This is a genomic window from Streptomyces sp. NPDC005266 (genome assembly GCF_040607655.1).
Taxonomy (GTDB): Bacteria; Actinomycetota; Actinomycetes; order Streptomycetales; family Streptomycetaceae; genus Streptomyces.
Window position 1 is genome coordinate 1 of the sequence record NZ_JBEXHC010000011.1, and the last position, 15,385, is coordinate 15,385.

Consider the following 15,385-nt stretch of genomic DNA (forward strand, 5'->3'; position numbering starts at 1 on the left):
GGATCGGCGTATACGGCAACGCTCGCGATCCCGGCATCCCGGCAGGCACGGGCAACACGGACAGCGATCTCGCCACGGTTGGCGATGAGCACCTTTTGCATGCTCTCTCTTCCCTCTTCCAGAAGTATCCGTCCCGGTCGAGGACGGTCGAGGACGGTCAGGTTGCTACCCCAGGGCCCGCTTGAGGAAGTTCAGTACCACGGTCGCGTATGCCTCGGGGTCGGTCCGCAGCCCGAGCAGATGCCCGGCCCCCGGCAGGACGTGCGTCTCGGCCTGGGCATAGCGCTCGGCCAGCGCGTCCACCGAGGAAGGCGGCACGATGGCATCGTGCTCGCCCGACATGAACAGCAGCGGGATCTTGGCGAACTTGCCCGTCGCGGGCGGGGGCCACTGGGCCCGGAGCATGGCCGGACCCACCGCGCACAGGGTCCGGGTCACCACCGACCGGGACGGCTCACCGCTGAGCAGGGCGGGCATCGGCAGCGCCTCCGCCTCCAGGAACTTGCGCAGCAGCGGCGGGACGTCGTGCCCCGGCCCGCTGTCGCACACCAGTGCGTCGATCTCGAACCCGTCGTGCGTCAGCGCCCACATGGAGGAGAAGCACGAGAAGGAGAAGCCGTAGACGGCTATGCGCGCCGAGCCGTAACCCTGGCGTTCACGAAGGTGTGACACCACCGCGGTGACATCGCTGGCGAACCGGTCGCCGAGGCCGAGCAGCGCCCGGTCGTCGCTGCTGGCCCCGTGGTTGCGATGGTCGAACAGACAGACGGTGTACCCGGCGTCGTGCAGGAACTTCGCATGGCCCAGGCTGTGGTCCTTGCCCGTCCCCATGCTGTGCCCGAGCACCACCACCTTGTCCGTGGCCCCCGGGCACAGCCAGACGTGGACGTACTTGCGGGCCGCGAAGGGGACCTTCAGCTCCGTGCAGGGCAGCCCGTGGTCCCGCGGATGGTCCTGCTGTGCCCGGCTCCGCGGATGGAAGGCCAGATACGCCAGCGAGGCCCCGTACAGCGGGGCCAGGGGCAGCGCCGCGAGCGAGAGGGCGAGGGCCCCCAGCGGGGTGCGCCGCACCGACTTCTGGTGTGGCTCGGGCATCTGCGTCCTCCAGGAGGGGAAGGAGTGTCCGTCGGCGGTCAGGGCGATCTCGTCTCGGTCGGGACGGGCGGGCGGTCAGGGGGGCACTGTGTGAACGAGCGGACGGCCGAAGAGTCAGCCACACCCCCCGGCATGGCCCTGATCACCCGATCGGGTGACGGCGAAGTCCGTACCGGCCGGTGGCTCGGGGGGCGGCGTATCGCGGGAGCGGGTGCCGGAACCGGAACGGGGCTCCGGCCCGGACCCGGAAGCGGAACGCGAGCGAACCACCTCGGCGAACACGGACAGCCGGTCCACCCCCCAGAACTTCTCATAGCCATGGGTGAAGAACGGAACGCCGAACGCCCCGTCGTCGCTGAGCGCGAGCAGGGCCTGGAGCCCCCGCCCGCCGCGCAGCCCGTCGTCGTCGGCCGCGCCCGCCATGGGGTCGGCCGGAAGGCCGAGCTCCGTGGCGATGGCGGCGATCGTCGCGCGGTCGCAGACGTCGCGCCCCTCCAGCCAGCGCGCCCGGTAGACCCGCTCGATGTACGCGGGGCCGCGGCCCGCGTCCAGCGCGCGGAAGTACGGCAGATGCGGCACCTCCCAGACCGGATCCAGATCCACCGGCCAGGTGACCGCGAGCCCGCGGTCGGCCGTCAGTCGGCGCACATCCTGGAGGATATAGAGATGCTTGTCCCGTGACATCGCCGTGTACGGAAAGCGTCGCCGGTGTTGGGCCATCCGGCGCTCACCGTCCGCGTCCGGTTCCCACCACGGGTGCCATTCCACCACCTGTGCGAGATCCGGATAGCGGTCCATCAGGTCACGGTAGGCGATCCAGCTGTAAGGACTGCGGAAATTGAAATAGAAGCGCGGCGCTTTGCTGCGCTTGGCTGTCACGTCCGTCCCCCTCCCTCATCCGTCTGGTGCGTCAGAGGACGATGCCGCCGTCCACCTGGAACACCGCGCCGGTCACGTACTCCGCCCCGACCAGGTACGCGACCATGTCGGCGACCTCCTCGGGGCGGCCGAAGCGGCGCAGCGGGATGCGCTCCCGCACCTCCTTCCGCACACTGTCGGACAGCTCGGCCGTCATATCGGTTTCGACAAAGCCCGGCGCGATCACATTGGCCCGGATGCCGTACCGTCCGACCTCCTTGGCGAGCGACTTGGTGAAGCCGATGATCCCGGCTTTGGAGGCGGCGTAATTGGTCTGGGTGGCATTGCCGTGCACACCGGCGACCGAGGAGATGTTGATGAGGCATCCGGACTTGCGTTTCATCATTCCGAACACAACGGAACGGCAGAGGTGGTAAGTGCCGTCGAGATTGACGGCCATGACGTCCCGCCACTCCTCGTCCTTCATCAGCAGCAGCGGATTGTCGCGGGTGATGCCCGCGGAGGTGACGGCGACCTCGACGGGGCCGAGCGCCTCCTCGGTCGAGGCGATCAGCTCGCGCACCGCCTCCGCGTCGCCGACGTCCGTCTGCCGGCCGATCACCCGCCCGCCGCCGAGCCGCGCCGCCTCCTCCTCCAGCGCGCGGGCGGCGCCGGAGTTCGAGCGATGGCAGAACGCCACATCGAAACCGTCCCGCGCCAGCCGCAGTACGGTGGCGCGGCCGATGCCGCGCGAGCCGCCGGAGACCAGCGCGACCCGCCGCTCGCTGTCTGGGCCCGGCCCGGGGCCGGGTATTCGGTCGGACATGTCCAACATCAGCGAGATCTCCTCCCTCAGGCGCCGGTCAGCTCGGCTGCCGGACGCATCGTCATCGTCAGCCGTCCGACGGTGAGGACGGTCTCGTCCCCGACCAGGCTCTCGCCCTCGAAGACGTAGGTGTCGCCGACCTGGCGGGCCAGCCGGACCTGGTGCTCCACCACATCGCCGGGGATCACCGGCCGGTGGAACCCGGCGTCCGTGATGCCGCCGAGCAGCATCGCCTTGCCGGTACGCACGTCCGGGTTGGGGCGGTCCCGGGCCACCAGCACCCCGGCCACATGGCACCAGGACTCCAGGAGCACCGTCCACGGGTAGTGGTAGGCATCCTCGGGCGCGCTGTCCGGCACGCTCTCGTACCAGGGCTCATTGCAGGTGACCGCCTTCAGCCCGCGGGCCCGCTCGCCCGGCACCAGCTCGGTGACCCGGTCGACCAGCAGCATGGGGTAGCGGTGCGGCAGTATCCGCTTGATCTCGCCCACGGTGATCACGCGACGGCCTCCCGGCGCTCGAAGCGCAGCCGTATCTGCGCGACCGGGCCGCTTCCGGTCCCGGCCGACGCCCGGCAGCGCCAGGCCCCTTCCGTCCGGGACCAGACGAACTCGCAGCTCAGCGTGGATCCGGGGAAGACTGGGCTGAGAAAGCGGGCGGACTCGACGGCCGCCAGGGCCCACCGCCCGCCCGGTGCGGGCAGGGTGGCGAGGGCACCGCGCTGGACGTACTCGACGACACACACCCCGGGGAAGATGGGGAACCCCGGGAAGTGGCCCGCGAAGACCTTCTCCTCCTTGCCGACCAGGACCTCGCAGCGGGCGGGACGCTCGCCCGGAATGCCCGGGTCGAGGACCGCCACGGCGCCGTCGACCGGTCCGCACGCGGCCGCCGTCATCTCACTTCTCCAGCTTCGAGGCGAGCAGGTCGTAGACCTTCCGCAGACAGGTGACCTCCTTCATCTCCTGCTCCTCCAGCTTGACGGAGTACTTCTTCTCCAGGACGACCATGACCTCCAGGGCCATGAGCGAGTCCACTCCGAGCGTCTTGATGAAGTCGGCGTCGTCGGTGACGTCCTCCTCGTCCACATCGAGCACATCCGCGACGAAAGTGCGCAGCTCTTCCTTGTCCAGAGCGGCGGTGGCGTCAGCCATGCGGGGGTCTCCTTCCGCTGTCAGCGGTCTTGGGGGTGATGAGCCGGCCGTCGTATCGGCCGGCGCATTGTGCTGCCTTGTGCTGCCTTGTGCTGCCTTGTGCTCGTGGACCGACCGGCCCGTCAGCGGATCCGCAGCAGGGCCGCGCCCACCACGCCGTCCCGGTCGGCCGTGGTGACCAGGGCGTGCCCGCCGGGGGCGATCTCCCCGCGCTCGGCCAGCGCGAGGACGGCGGCGATCTGGAAGGCCGCCGAGGCGGCGCAGGTGTCCCCGATCGTGTCGGCGGCCGTGATCGTCGGCGGCTGATGGCCGCCGAGGGCGTCGGCGAGAGCGGCGCGCTCGGCCTCCCCCTCTGCGCCGGGCGCCCGCGAGTCGGCGACGGCGCGGATCTCGCCGGGGGTCACTCCGGTACGGTCCAGCAGCCGGTGGATCGCGTCGCCCAGCACCGTACGGGCCGCCGCCGGGTCCGGGGCGCAGCCGAACTCCAGGCCCGCGACCTCGGCGAGGCCGCCCCGGCCGTGCTCGCGCGCGGAAGCGTCCGGCTCCAGCAGCCAGACGGCCGCGCCCTCGCCGAGTACGGCGGCGCGATCGCCGTCGTCGCGGGCGTGCCACTCCAGCCAGGCGCGGGCGGAGGAGAACTCCTCGACCGCCCCGCACAGCACCGACTCCGCCCGCCCGGCGCGCTGCAGCCGCAGCGCGTACTGGAGCGTGAGCAGCCCGGTGGCGCGGCCACCGGCGATGGTGGTGTTGGGGCCCCGGAGCCCGTGCCAGATGGCGGACTGCCCGGCCGCGCAGTTCATGACCGTATTGGGGAAGCGTGCCGGGTCCACGAAGAAGGGCTTCTCGCCGACCAGGGAGTCACGGGTGAAGTCCATGATGCTCTGGGCGGATCCGGTGCTGGTGCCGAGCGCGAGACCGGTGTGCTCGCCGACGCCGGGCAGTCGCGCACCGGCCCGCTCCTCCCCCCGGTCGCCCCCGCCGCCCCCGTCGTCGCCGTCGAGCAGGCGGCGGAGAGCGATGACGGCGAGACCGGTGGCCCGGTCCATCGAACGGGTGCCCTTACGGCCCAGGATCTGCCGGATGTGGAAGTCGGGCACCAGGCACGCCTCGCGGAACGGCGCGGACCACTCCTCGGGATCCAGCGGCTGCCCGGCGGTGCGGCCCGGCCTCAGCCCGGCGGTGAAGTCCGCCCCGTGCGGTCCCAGGGGCGATACGGCGGTCCAGGCGGAGATGACCGGGCCGGCCGCGGCGGGTGCGTTGACCATGGGTCCGTGGGCTCCTTCGGTGATGGCGTCCGTAGTACGGAGGCCGTGGGCGGTGGGCGCGGTCACAGGAACCACACCTGTTCGTAGGAGGGCCAGCGCGCCGCGAGGCCGCCGCCCTCGACGACGCGTACGCCCGGCAGCAGCCGGTCGGCGGCGGTGGGCCCCAGCGCGGCCAGATCGGCCTCCTCCACCAGGACGGTGACCCCGGCGGCGAGCAGCTTCCGCACCGAGGCGCGCGGATCGGGCACGGTGTCGAGGGTGCGGGCGCCGATGCGCGGCGACGGTGGGGGGCCGGCGTCCAGGGCGTAGCCGACGGCGGGGCCGCGCAGCGCCAGATCGCAGCCGCCGCTCCGCCGGTGCAGATCGGGGACGCAGTACAGCGCGTCGGCGAACTGGGTCTCGACCGAGCCCCGGTAGGCCTTCTCCACGATCAGCAGCCAGCGCGCCTGGGGGGCCATGGCTCAGCACACCCCCATGACCAGGCTCTTGTCCGCCGCGTCGACATGCTCGGCGAAGACGAACGGGGCGCGGGTACGGACCTGCGGGATCTGGGCGGCCACGCCGCGCTCCTCGGCGCAGAAGCGGCAGACGTACCAGTACAGCCGGTCGGGGTGGTCGGCGAGCAGCCCGCGTACGAGACGGGCGGTGGAGGGGTGCGTGCGGCCGAGGTCGGTCAGGTCGCGCGGTTTGGTGTCGCCGAGGGTCCCGCTGGTCAGCCGGGTGGCGTCGCCGCAGGTCCAGATCTGCACCCGGGCACCGCGGTCGAGCAGCGCGGTGGCCAGCCGCAGCGCCGAGGTGACCAGATCGCTCTGGTGGGGGGCGCCGAAGAGGTTGAGCAGGACATCGGTGCGCGGTACGGGCCGGGGCATCAGTGCCACACCGCCCTGACCTGGGGCTCCAGCAGCTTGGCGGCCACATCGTCCATCTCCACCAGCCGGACGGCGGGCAGCAGGTCGGCCGCGGGCAGGGCGCGCTGGGCGGCCGAGAAGGCGTCCACCCACAGCTCACCGCCGCCCGCCAGCAGGGTCTTGACGCCCCGGGAGGCGCCGGGCAGCGCGGCGGTCACCCCGTTCTCGACGAGGAACAGCACCACATGGTGGCCCCCCTCGGCCAGCCGTACCGCGTCGCCGACGAACCGCTCGCAGGCGGGTCCGCTCTGCGGTCCGCCGCTTTCGATGAGCAGATGGTCAGTCATGGCCCGTCCTCGTCCTCAGGTCAGCAGCTCGCCGCCGTCGACCCCGATCACATTGCCGGTGATCCAGGACGAGTCGGTGCGGGACAGCAGGGAGACGGCCTCGGCGACGTCCTCGGGCCGGGTCAGCCGCCGGTGCGGATTGAGCTCCTCCGCGTACGCGGCGAGCCGGTCGCTGTCGGGGATGCGCTCCATGGACGGGGTCCGGGTCACCCCGGCGCGCAGGGCGTTGACGGCGATGGACGAGGGGGCCAGCTCCAGGGCGAGTTGGCGCACATGGGACTCCAGGGCGGACTTGGCCGCGGAGACGGCGCCGTAGTGCGGCATGACCCGCGTCCCTCCGGCGCTGGTCATCGCGTACACCTTGGCGCCCCGGCGGAGCAGTCCCGCGGTGAACAGGTCCTGCGTCCAGTAGACGAGGGAGTGCGCCATGACGTCGAGGGTCATGTTCATCTGGCGCGGGGTCAGCCGCCCCTCGGGGTCGGGGCCGAGGTACGGCAGCAGGGTGCCGAAGGCGAGGGAGTGCACCAGGATGCGGATGCCCGCTCCGCCGGTCAGCCGCTCGAACTCGGGCAGCAGTTCCTCGCGGGTCCGGGTGGAGGCCGCGTTGGCGTTGAAGAAGTGCGCCTGGACGCCCTGGCCGCGCATCTCCTCCCGGGCGACGGCGGCCTTCTCCTGGCCGTCCGCGGTGTCGAAGTGGACGCCCAGGATGCTGACTCCCGTGCGGGCCAGCTCCTGGGCGATGGCCAGGCCCATGCCGCTGGAGGCGCCCAGCACCAGGCACCAGGAGCCGTCGAGTGAGGTGATCATCGGTCGCTCGCCCTCCGTTTTCCGCTCATCGGCTGCTCGCTTCCGCGGTGCGGATATCGCCCGGGGTGACCAGGCAGACGGCGGTGTTCCCCTCGGCCGCCGCGGTGACCACGGCGTGGGCGTGGCCGGGCGGGCCGTCCAGGGCGGCGGCGGCCCGCGCGATCGGCTCCAGCGCGCCCGCGCCGGCCGGGACCCGCTCGGTCCTCCCGTCCTTCCCGTCACCGAACGCGCCCCGGAACGTCTTCTCCTCCAGCGCCGCCGCGACCGCCTCGCCGACCGGGGAGCCGTCGAGCACGGCGGTCACGGTCAGGGGCGTGCCGGGCCGGTGGCCGAGGGCGTCGAGCGCGTCCCGGAGCAGCGCCCCGGTCCGCTCGGCCCCCTGGTCCGGGGCGGCCAGGTGGGGCGGCAGGAAGAACGAGCGGACGCCGAGGCGGCCGAGCGCCCGGCCGCCCCGGGCCGCCACGGCCGCCGCGGGCTCCAGCATCAGGGCGACGGCCCCTGCCTCGGAGCGCTCCGCCCCCGGCTCGTCCTCGGGCAGCGCCTCCTCGGTGGCGCCGGCCAGCAGCCGGCGGGCCCGCCCGGCGGCGACGGCGCGCTGCCCGGTCCGGAGGGCTTCGAGACCCGCGATCCGGGGGCTGGTGAGGGTGAGATTGAAGCCCTTGAGGTCGTGTTCGATGGCCAGCCGGCTGCCGAAGAGATTGATCGAGAAGTAGGGCGCGGTGACCGGGGACAGATCGCCGGCTCCGGTCCCGGTGACCGTACGGTCCATGGCGTGGTGCAGGGCGACGGCCGCGCTGTTGGTGCCCACCGCGGCGGCGCGCTGCTCGGGCCCGACCGCCTCCAGGGCGTCCGGGCCCGCCGCGGCCAGCGCCCGCTTGGCCGCGGCCAGGAAGTACTGCGCGGCGGCGGGCAGGTACTTGTAGCCGCGCCGGCCGAGCGCCGTACGGAAGTCGAAGCCGTCCGCGCTTACCGCCCCGACGCCCGTCACCACCAGGTCCCCACCGCTCATCAGGCGGCCTCCCCGAAGACGAGCGAGATGTTGTTGCCGCCAAAGGCGTACGCGTTGACCAGCCCGTACGGGGCGGTCATGGGGGCGGACGCGAGCGGCAGCGGCACCGGGCAGTCCGGGTCCCGCGCGCCTATGGGCACATTGGGCGGCAGCGTCCTGTGGTGCAGCACCAGGACGGCGGCCAGCGCCGCGAACGCGCCCGCCGCGCCCCCGGTGTGTCCGATGAGCGCCTTGAGGCTGTAGAGGGGCGTACGGCAGGCCGACGCGCCCAGCACCGCGGCCAGGATCCGGCTCTCCACCACGTCGTTGAGGCCGGTGCCGGTGCCGTGCGGCAGCACGAACCCCAGCCCGTCCGGCCCGGCCCCGGCGCCCGCATCCCGCAGCGCCTCGCGCATCGCGCGCTCGATCTGCGCGCCGCCGGGCTCGGGGGCGGTCGCGTGGTGGGCGTCGCAGCTCCAGCCGGTGCCCGCGAGGCGCCCGTAGACGTGCGGCACGCCCCGCGCGCGGGCGTGTGCAGCGGACTCCAGGACGAGGACGGCGGCGCCCTCGCCGAAGACCGTGCCGCGGCGCTCGGCGGCGAACGGACGGCACCGCTCGGGGTCGATCGCGCCCATCCGGTTGAAGCAGGCGAGCGCGGTCCGGGAGTACGCCTCGGTGCCGCCCGCGATGACCACGTCCGCCTCGCCCGAGCGGATCAGGTCGGCGGCGACGGACAGCGCGTAGCCGCTCGCCGCACAGGCGTTGCTGAGGCAGGTGTTGGGCCCCTGCGCGCCGAACCATCCGCCGACCACCGAGGCCACCGGGTAGACCGGCGCCCAGCGGCCGGCCGCGGGGGCCTGCCCGGTCCACCAGCGCTCATGCAGTTCCGTGTCGCCCATACCGCTGCTGAGGGCGACGGCCACCCGGCGCGGGTCCGCGTCGGTCCGTCCCGCGAGCCCGGCGAGCCCCGCGTCCAGGGTTGCCTCGCGCGCCGCCGCGAGCGCGAACCGCGAACCGCGCCCCAGCGGCAGCCCGTCCCACTCCTCGGGCCCGGTCGGCAGATCGGCCTCGGGCACCAGATACATCCGCGGGTGGTCCATATGGGCGAGCGGGTCGGGGACCCGGACCGGGGCGGTGCCGGCCGTGTGCAGGCCGCGCCAGAAGGCGTCCGCGCCCGAGCCCAGCGGGGACAGCGCCCCGACTCCGGTGACCAGTACGTCATCCATCAGGTGCCGCTCGGCTTTCCGGCGAGCGCGTCCAGCACCCGGCGGTCGAAGGGGACCAGCCGCCAGTCCCGGCGGTTCTCTATCACCGCGTAGCCGTGCACGATCCGGCCGGTGGCGGTCTTGACCAGCTTCCCGTCCCGCGGGACATAGGCGTCCAGGCGGGAGGTGTAGGTGAACTCCTTGAAGACCTCCTCGACCGTGTAGACCAGGTACAGGTCCTCCTCCATCAGCGCCTCGTCGAGGATGCGGAGGTCCGAGCGCGGCACCACGGGGATCCACTTGCGGTCGTCCAGCAGTGTCTTGATGGAGATGCCACGGTCCGCGACGAAGCGGTCCTTGGCCTCCTCCATCAGCCGCAGATAGCCGCTCATCTGGAGCCGCTCGGTGAAGTGGCAGTAGGGGTAGGGGATGGTCCACTTCCATCCGTACGCGTTCTCCCCGGCCGTCAGCCGCGCGAGGATGTCCTCGCCCTCGATGGCCGGCGGAGCCTCGGCCGCCAGGTAGGCGCCCAGCCGCTCCACGGCGTACGGGGCGACGTCGGCGGGCACCGCCCCGGCGGCCTCCAGGTAGGTGTCGATGCGCAGCGACGCCCGGACCGTGGACGTGACGGCCTTCAGGGTCTGGCCGCCCCGCTCGATACGGATGGTGACCTTGAAGCCCAGGGTGGCGTCGCCGTCCTTGGTGAACGGCACGACCTCGGCCTCGGCCAGGTCGTCCATGTGGAACGCGTGCAGAATACGAGTGTCGAGGGAGACGATGTCCAGGCCCAGGCCGTATTCCTCGTACAAGGCGCGCGCCGGGAGGCCGGACTGGCAGAAGTGGTCCAGGACCGCCTCCTCAACCAGGTAGTTGACGTGCTTGAACCCGATCCAGGTGCAGATGTTGGAGCCCTCGTAGCGCGGGCGCAGCCGCACGGTGGTGGTATCGGCCAACAGGGCCTTCGTCGATATCGGCGGGGCGGCGGCGGTCATCGGGAACACTCCATCGCGGAAAGGGGGTTGCCAGGGCTGGGCGGGTGGGAGTCGCGGTGCCGCCGGTCGGCCGGGCGGCGCAGCAGCAGTCCGGCCACGGCGTCCGTGGTGTCGTCGCCGCTGGTGAGCAGCGCCTCCCCAGGCCCACGCCCGGCCTCGGCCAGCCAGCCGACCGCCGCCGCGCACTGCAGGACGCCGAGCGCGCCGGAGGCCCGGCCGACCGTGGTGGTGACGTCATACCGGGGCACGGCGTCCGGCACCGGTTCGGGGCCGCCGCCGCTCTCGTGGCGCTCGGGCGTGAACCAGACGCCCGGGGCGGCGGCGCCGCCGTGATACAGGGCCTCGACGCACCGGGCGAGCCCCGCCCGCCGTTCGTACGGGCCCAGCACGGCGGCGACCCGCGCCCCGCGGTCCTCCGCCCACCGGGCGCCCTCGACGACGAGGGCGGCCGCGCCGTCGAGCAGTTCACCGGCCGGCCGGCCCAGCAGGTCCGCCACGACGGTGTTGTGCGTCTCGACGCCGATCACCAGGGCGCGGCGGACGCGGCCGGCGGCCACCAGCGTCGCGCCCCAGTGGACGGCGTCCAGCCCGGACGTGGCCCCGTTGCACAGCATCAGGTTGGGGCCGCGCAGACCATGGCGGATCGCCACCCAGGAGGCGATCACATTGCTGGAGGCGTTGGGCAGGCTCATGGGGCTCAGCCCCATGACCGACTCCCGCGCGATGGCGGCGGTGGTCAGACACGCCGTGTCCAGATTGCCGAGGTTGGAGCTGGCCACCACGCCGACGGTCTCGCCGGGCACCGTCAGCTCCTCGCCGTCGTCCGGGAGCAGGGCGGCGTCCCGCAGCGCGTCGAGCGCGGCGCACAGCGCGAGCCGGGTCGCCCGGTCCTTGTAGCGGTGGCCGCGGCGGCCGATCCGGGCGCCCGTGTCGAACGGCTCGGCGGCGGGGCCGCAGACGCCGCGCAACAGCGCGCCGGGCGTGCTCGCACCGGGCAGGGCCAGCCCGACGCCGGATACGACGACTCCGCCGGGGCCTTGGGTCATCGGCCGGCCCTCTCCACGATGGCGACCGCGTTGACGCCGCCGAAGCCGAACGCGTCGATCTGGGCGACCCGCAGGTCGGGCTGATCGTCGCTTCGTTCGCGGACGAAGCGGAACCCGGCGGCCTCCGGCAGCGGGTCGGTCAGGCCCAGGGTCGGCGGCACCCGGCCGGACGCCAGGGACTTGAGCGCGACGATCAGGCTGAGCAGACCGGAGCCGCCGGCGGTGTGGCCGGTCATGGACTTGATGGCGGTCATCAGCGGCCTGCGGACCTCGGGGCCGAAGACCTCGGCGATGGCGGTCGCCTCGGCCGAGTCGTTGAGCTGGGTGCCGGTTCCGTGCAGCAGCACGAGATCGATGTCGCGGGGTTTGACGCCCGCCCGCCACTGCGCCTCGTGCACCGCCCGGGCGATGCCCTGGGGGTCGGGCGCGGTGACATGACGCGCGTCGCAGTTCATGCTGACGGCGCGCAGCCTGCCGAGCACGCCGGGGTGAGCACCGCCCTCCCGGCGCAGGACGACGGCCGCCGCGCCGTCACCCATCAGCACCCCGCGGCGCGAGCGGTCGAACGGCCGGACACGATCGGGCGGTTCGGCGTTCACCCGGTCCAGCAGCCCGTGCATGGACTCGGTGAGGGTGTCGACACCGGCCACGACGACGGTGTCCTCGGCACCGCTCGCCAGCAGGTCGCTGCCGAGCGCCAGCGCGTAGAGCGAGGCCGAGCAGGCCCCGGCGAAGGTGTGGGTGCGGACCGCGCCGAAACGTGTCCGCAGCGCGGTGCCGAAGTGCAGCCGGCCGGCGTCGAAGGGGACGCCGTCGCGCCAGGCGAGTTCCGCCGAGCGCAGCTCGCGCAGCCCGGTGCCCACCAGCACCGGCACCTCGCTGAGGTCCTCGCCGAGCCCGGCCTGGGCGGCGGCCTCCCCGACCGCGCGCAGCAGCCAGCCGGTGGCCCGGCCGGGGATGTCATGGCCCGGGGCGGGGCGGTCGTCGATCTCGTAGGCGTGGCGGGCCCGGTAGCGCTCCGGGTCGAAGCCGCGCAGGGCGCCCCGTCCGCTGGTGCCGGCGCACAGGGCCCCGAAGACCTCGTCGACGCCCTCGCCCACGCTCGCCACGGCGCCCGCGCCGGTCACCAGCTGACTCATGACCAGTCCGCGCCGCGCTTGCCGAAGATGACGACGGCGTTGTTGCCGCCGAAGGCGAGGCCGTTGTTCTGGACGATCCGCAGATCGGCGTCCACGGCCTGATTGGGTACGCAGTCGAGCCCGCACTCGGGGTCGGTCTCGACATGGTTGATGGTGGGCGGGATGAAGCCCTCGGTGAGCGCGAGGGCGCAGGCGATGGAGGCCAGCGCCCCGGCAGCGCCCATGGAGTGACCGATCATCGATTTGATGGAGACCGTGCGTGGTGGGGCCGCGTCCCCGAAGACCTGGCGGATGGCGCGGGCCTCGGTGATGTCGTTGGCCCGGGTGCCGGTGCCGTGCGCGGAGATGAGGTCGACCTCCTCCGGCTTGACCCGGGCGTTGTCGAGCGCGAGCCGCATACAGCGGGCCACGCTGTCCTGGTTGGGGGCGACGGGGTGGTCCGCGTCGCAGTTGAGGCCGTAGCCGAGGACCTCGGCGTAGATCCGGGCGCCCCGGGCCAGCGCCGACTCCAGGCTCTCCAGCACCAGAATGCCCGCGCCCTCGCCGGTGAGGATGCCCTTGCGGTCCTTGTCGAAGGGTCGGCAGCGCTCGGGGGCTATGGTGCCGAGGCGGTAGAAGCCGGTGAAGGTCTTACGGCACAGGGCGTCGGCGCCACCGCACAGCGCCATGTCCACGTCCCCGGCGCGGATGGCGTCGAAGCCGTAGCCGACCGCGTAGTTCCCGGCCGCACAGGCGGTGGGGAGGGTGACCGCCTCGACCCGGGTCAGCCCGAACTCCCGTGCGATCGCGGCCGACAGCCTTCCCGCGGACACCCGGCGGGCGACGGCGGGCTCCATCCGCTCGGGCCCCATATCCACCTCCACCTCGACCAGATGGTCCAGGTCTCCCGACTCCCCGTCGGTCGTGCCGACGGAGACCAGACAGGGGGCGTCGCGCAGCGCGCTCTCCGCAAGGCCGGCGTCGGCCACCGCCATCCGCGCCGCCGCCACCGAGAACTGGCTCGCCCGGCCCAGGCCCCCCACGTCAAGATTCCGAATCCACCGCGCCGGGTCGAAATCCTTGACCTCGCACCCCGTCGCATGGTCGAAGCCCTCGGTGTCGAAGACGGTGATCGGCCCCGCCGCGCTCTTCCCCGCGCGCAGCCCGGCGAGGAATTCCGCCGCGCCGACACCTATGCCGGACACCGCCCCGAGGCCCGTGACGACGACCCTGCGACCCGGCTCACCACGCATATCGCCCTGCCTTCCGAGGAGTACTGCGAGGGGGTACGAGGACTACGGGGCGTACGCCGAGAGCTGCCCGTCACCAGCCCGCCGCGTCCGAAACCACCTCGTAGACGCCTCGCAGGTTCACCATCCGGCTCAGCTCGGACTGGTCGATGACGACATTGAAGGTTTTCTCCAAGGCCGCCAGGATTTCAATGGCCCGCAGTGAATCCGCGTCGTGCTCTTCCTTGAAGAGACTGGTCTCGGTGACCTCGTCGGGCTCTATCTCAAGGATATCCGTCACGATTTCCTTGATGGTTTCCCGACGCTCTTCGACGATGGCGGACATTACCGCGCACCTCCATTTTTGGCATGGGCAAAGCGGCGAAGCTGCCGTTGACGCTATGGGCCGCTTCCGGAGCCGACAACCCCAGAGTCCACTACCTGTCACACACCCCGCCGACACCACCGATCAAGAACCACGGCTGTCATAAAGCTGCAATGGACAGCCGGTACCGAGGGGGCAGTGCATGGAATCTGCAGGAAGATGTCACGAAGACAGCAAACGGCAAGCAGCCCACGCCGAATCACTCCGGAAAGCGACTGCCCAGCCCTGCGGCGACTACTCGGGATCGGCCTCCATGAGCCCCGCGCGCACGGCGCGCACTCCGGCCTGGAACCGGGATTCGACGTTCAGATCCCGCATGATGTCGGCGACATAGCGACGGTAGGTACGCACCGAAAGGCCCAGCTTCCGGGCCGCCGCGTCGTCCTTGTAGCCCTCCGCCATCAGCGTCAGCACCTCACGCAGCACCCGACCGCGCGCCCCGCCCTCGAAGGACAGCGGCCGCATCGGGCGCTGTGCCGTGTCCCACATACCGCACAGCAGTCGGTGGAGCATGTCGGACACGGTCGAGTTCTGGATCATCGAGGCCCGGGAGCCGCCGGGCTCGCCCGGCGAGGCGTCGGGCGCGATGACCGCCGCGCCGTCCACGACCACCAGCTCCTGCCCCACGCCCTCGAAAACGCGCAATTCCAGCCCCGCCACCGCCCCCACCGAGCGCTGCCACGCGGCCCCGCGGATCACCCGCGGCGGGCAGAGCATCCGGGTGCGCACCCCCTTGCCCGCGAGCTGGGCGAGCGTCTGCCCGATCAGCCGGGCATGCTCCTCGCAGGTCACCTCGGGCAGGCTCCAGATCACATCCCGCTCGGCGCGCAGCACCAGCCGCGCCACCCATCCGGCCACCGGCTCGCCGGACACCGGCAGTTCGGCGGTGGCGCAGGCGAGCGTGGAGCGCCGGTGATGGTGCACCGCGGACTCCAGGAGGCGTAACGCCTGCCCCAAAGCCTCTTCCAGATTGTCCGACCTCACGTCCGGCTCCCTGTGAACCGCTCCCCTCGCGCCCGCCTCCCCGTCAAAACCGTCAATAGGCGCACGGTCATTTGGTTGAATTACGAAATGGCTCAAAGGGCACCCCCGGCTCCTTTGCGGAACAGTAACGAGCCACCTGCCGGACGGCAAGGAAGATGGTTCGACAGGGAACAGTTCTCGCCGGGTAATACCCTCGTGTGCCGGCCGCTGAACCGCCCCGGACGCCAAGGGGGTGCGC

Annotated in this window: 20 protein-coding genes; all 20 read right to left on the bottom strand. The window is 72.5% G+C overall.

All coding sequences use genetic code 11. The annotated features are described in order from the left end of the window. A partial coding sequence (locus ABZU99_RS20470; RefSeq protein ID WP_344316556.1) for a biotin carboxylase N-terminal domain-containing protein occupies positions 1–101 on the bottom strand: 101 nt, incomplete at its 3' end. A gap of 64 nt (positions 102–165) precedes the next feature. Continuing rightward, positions 166–1,095 (bottom strand): alpha/beta fold hydrolase, encoded by a 930-nt coding sequence (locus ABZU99_RS20475; protein WP_355953600.1) that lies wholly within the window; start codon positions 1,093–1,095, stop codon positions 166–168. A 114-nt stretch (positions 1,096–1,209) separates the two neighbouring features. Further along, positions 1,210–1,974, bottom strand: a complete 765-nt coding sequence (locus ABZU99_RS20480) for a DsbA family protein (RefSeq protein WP_355953598.1) — start codon at positions 1,972–1,974, stop codon at positions 1,210–1,212. Positions 1,975–2,005: 31 nt separating this feature from the next. Further along, positions 2,006–2,779: a 3-oxoacyl-ACP reductase FabG gene (gene fabG, locus ABZU99_RS20485; RefSeq protein ID WP_355953616.1), complete on the bottom strand. Its 774-nt coding sequence runs from the start codon at positions 2,777–2,779 to the stop codon at positions 2,006–2,008. 26 nt (positions 2,780–2,805) lie between these two features. Further along, on the bottom strand, positions 2,806–3,279 hold the full coding sequence (locus ABZU99_RS20490; protein WP_355953595.1) for a beta-hydroxyacyl-ACP dehydratase: 474 nt from the start codon (positions 3,277–3,279) through the stop codon (positions 2,806–2,808). Then, positions 3,276–3,677: a 3-hydroxyacyl-ACP dehydratase gene (locus ABZU99_RS20495; RefSeq protein WP_355953593.1), complete on the bottom strand. Its 402-nt coding sequence runs from the start codon at positions 3,675–3,677 to the stop codon at positions 3,276–3,278. The genes ABZU99_RS20490 and ABZU99_RS20495 overlap by 4 nt, the downstream gene beginning before the upstream one ends. Position 3,678: 1 nt before the next feature. Then, complete coding sequence (locus tag ABZU99_RS20500; RefSeq protein ID WP_355953590.1) at positions 3,679–3,933, bottom strand: acyl carrier protein; 255 nt, start codon at positions 3,931–3,933, stop codon at positions 3,679–3,681. A gap of 122 nt (positions 3,934–4,055) precedes the next feature. Then, a complete protein-coding gene (locus tag ABZU99_RS20505; protein WP_356050432.1) occupies positions 4,056–5,198 on the bottom strand; it encodes a beta-ketoacyl synthase N-terminal-like domain-containing protein in 1,143 nt (380 codons plus the stop codon). 62 nt (positions 5,199–5,260) lie between these two features. Then, a complete protein-coding gene (locus ABZU99_RS20510) occupies positions 5,261–5,656 on the bottom strand; it encodes a hypothetical protein (protein ID WP_355953584.1) in 396 nt (131 codons plus the stop codon). A gap of 3 nt (positions 5,657–5,659) precedes the next feature. Further along, a complete protein-coding gene (locus ABZU99_RS20515) occupies positions 5,660–6,067 on the bottom strand; it encodes a hypothetical protein (RefSeq protein WP_355953613.1) in 408 nt (135 codons plus the stop codon). Further along, positions 6,067–6,393: a hypothetical protein gene (locus tag ABZU99_RS20520; protein WP_355953582.1), complete on the bottom strand. Its 327-nt coding sequence runs from the start codon at positions 6,391–6,393 to the stop codon at positions 6,067–6,069. The genes ABZU99_RS20515 and ABZU99_RS20520 overlap by 1 nt, the downstream gene beginning before the upstream one ends. Before the next feature lie 15 nt (positions 6,394–6,408). Further along, positions 6,409–7,200 (bottom strand): SDR family oxidoreductase, encoded by a 792-nt coding sequence (locus tag ABZU99_RS20525; RefSeq protein WP_356050433.1) that lies wholly within the window; start codon positions 7,198–7,200, stop codon positions 6,409–6,411. 25 nt (positions 7,201–7,225) lie between these two features. Beyond that, the gene (locus ABZU99_RS20530; RefSeq protein WP_356050434.1) at positions 7,226–8,209 is read right to left on the bottom strand and encodes a beta-ketoacyl synthase N-terminal-like domain-containing protein; all 984 of its coding nucleotides are present in this window, start codon (positions 8,207–8,209) and stop codon (positions 7,226–7,228) included. Continuing rightward, on the bottom strand, positions 8,209–9,414 hold the full coding sequence (locus ABZU99_RS20535) for a beta-ketoacyl-[acyl-carrier-protein] synthase family protein (RefSeq protein WP_356050435.1): 1,206 nt from the start codon (positions 9,412–9,414) through the stop codon (positions 8,209–8,211). The genes ABZU99_RS20530 and ABZU99_RS20535 overlap by 1 nt, the downstream gene beginning before the upstream one ends. Then, positions 9,414–10,385, bottom strand: a complete 972-nt coding sequence (locus tag ABZU99_RS20540; protein WP_356050436.1) for a hypothetical protein — start codon at positions 10,383–10,385, stop codon at positions 9,414–9,416. The genes ABZU99_RS20535 and ABZU99_RS20540 overlap by 1 nt, the downstream gene beginning before the upstream one ends. After that, positions 10,382–11,431, bottom strand: coding sequence for a beta-ketoacyl synthase N-terminal-like domain-containing protein (locus tag ABZU99_RS20545; RefSeq protein ID WP_356050437.1), 1,050 nt, complete (start codon positions 11,429–11,431; stop codon positions 10,382–10,384). The genes ABZU99_RS20540 and ABZU99_RS20545 overlap by 4 nt, the downstream gene beginning before the upstream one ends. Next, positions 11,428–12,570: a beta-ketoacyl synthase N-terminal-like domain-containing protein gene (locus ABZU99_RS20550; protein ID WP_356050438.1), complete on the bottom strand. Its 1,143-nt coding sequence runs from the start codon at positions 12,568–12,570 to the stop codon at positions 11,428–11,430. Before ABZU99_RS20550 ends, ABZU99_RS20545 begins: the two co-directional genes overlap by 4 nt. After that, a complete protein-coding gene (locus ABZU99_RS20555; RefSeq protein WP_355953563.1) occupies positions 12,567–13,802 on the bottom strand; it encodes a beta-ketoacyl-[acyl-carrier-protein] synthase family protein in 1,236 nt (411 codons plus the stop codon). The genes ABZU99_RS20550 and ABZU99_RS20555 overlap by 4 nt, the downstream gene beginning before the upstream one ends. A gap of 70 nt (positions 13,803–13,872) precedes the next feature. Then, entirely contained in the window at positions 13,873–14,124 is a 252-nt protein-coding gene (locus ABZU99_RS20560) for an acyl carrier protein (RefSeq protein WP_355953560.1), read from the bottom strand. A gap of 273 nt (positions 14,125–14,397) precedes the next feature. Next, a complete protein-coding gene (locus ABZU99_RS20565; RefSeq protein WP_355953557.1) occupies positions 14,398–15,147 on the bottom strand; it encodes a LuxR C-terminal-related transcriptional regulator in 750 nt (249 codons plus the stop codon). Positions 15,148–15,385 lie beyond the last annotated feature (238 nt).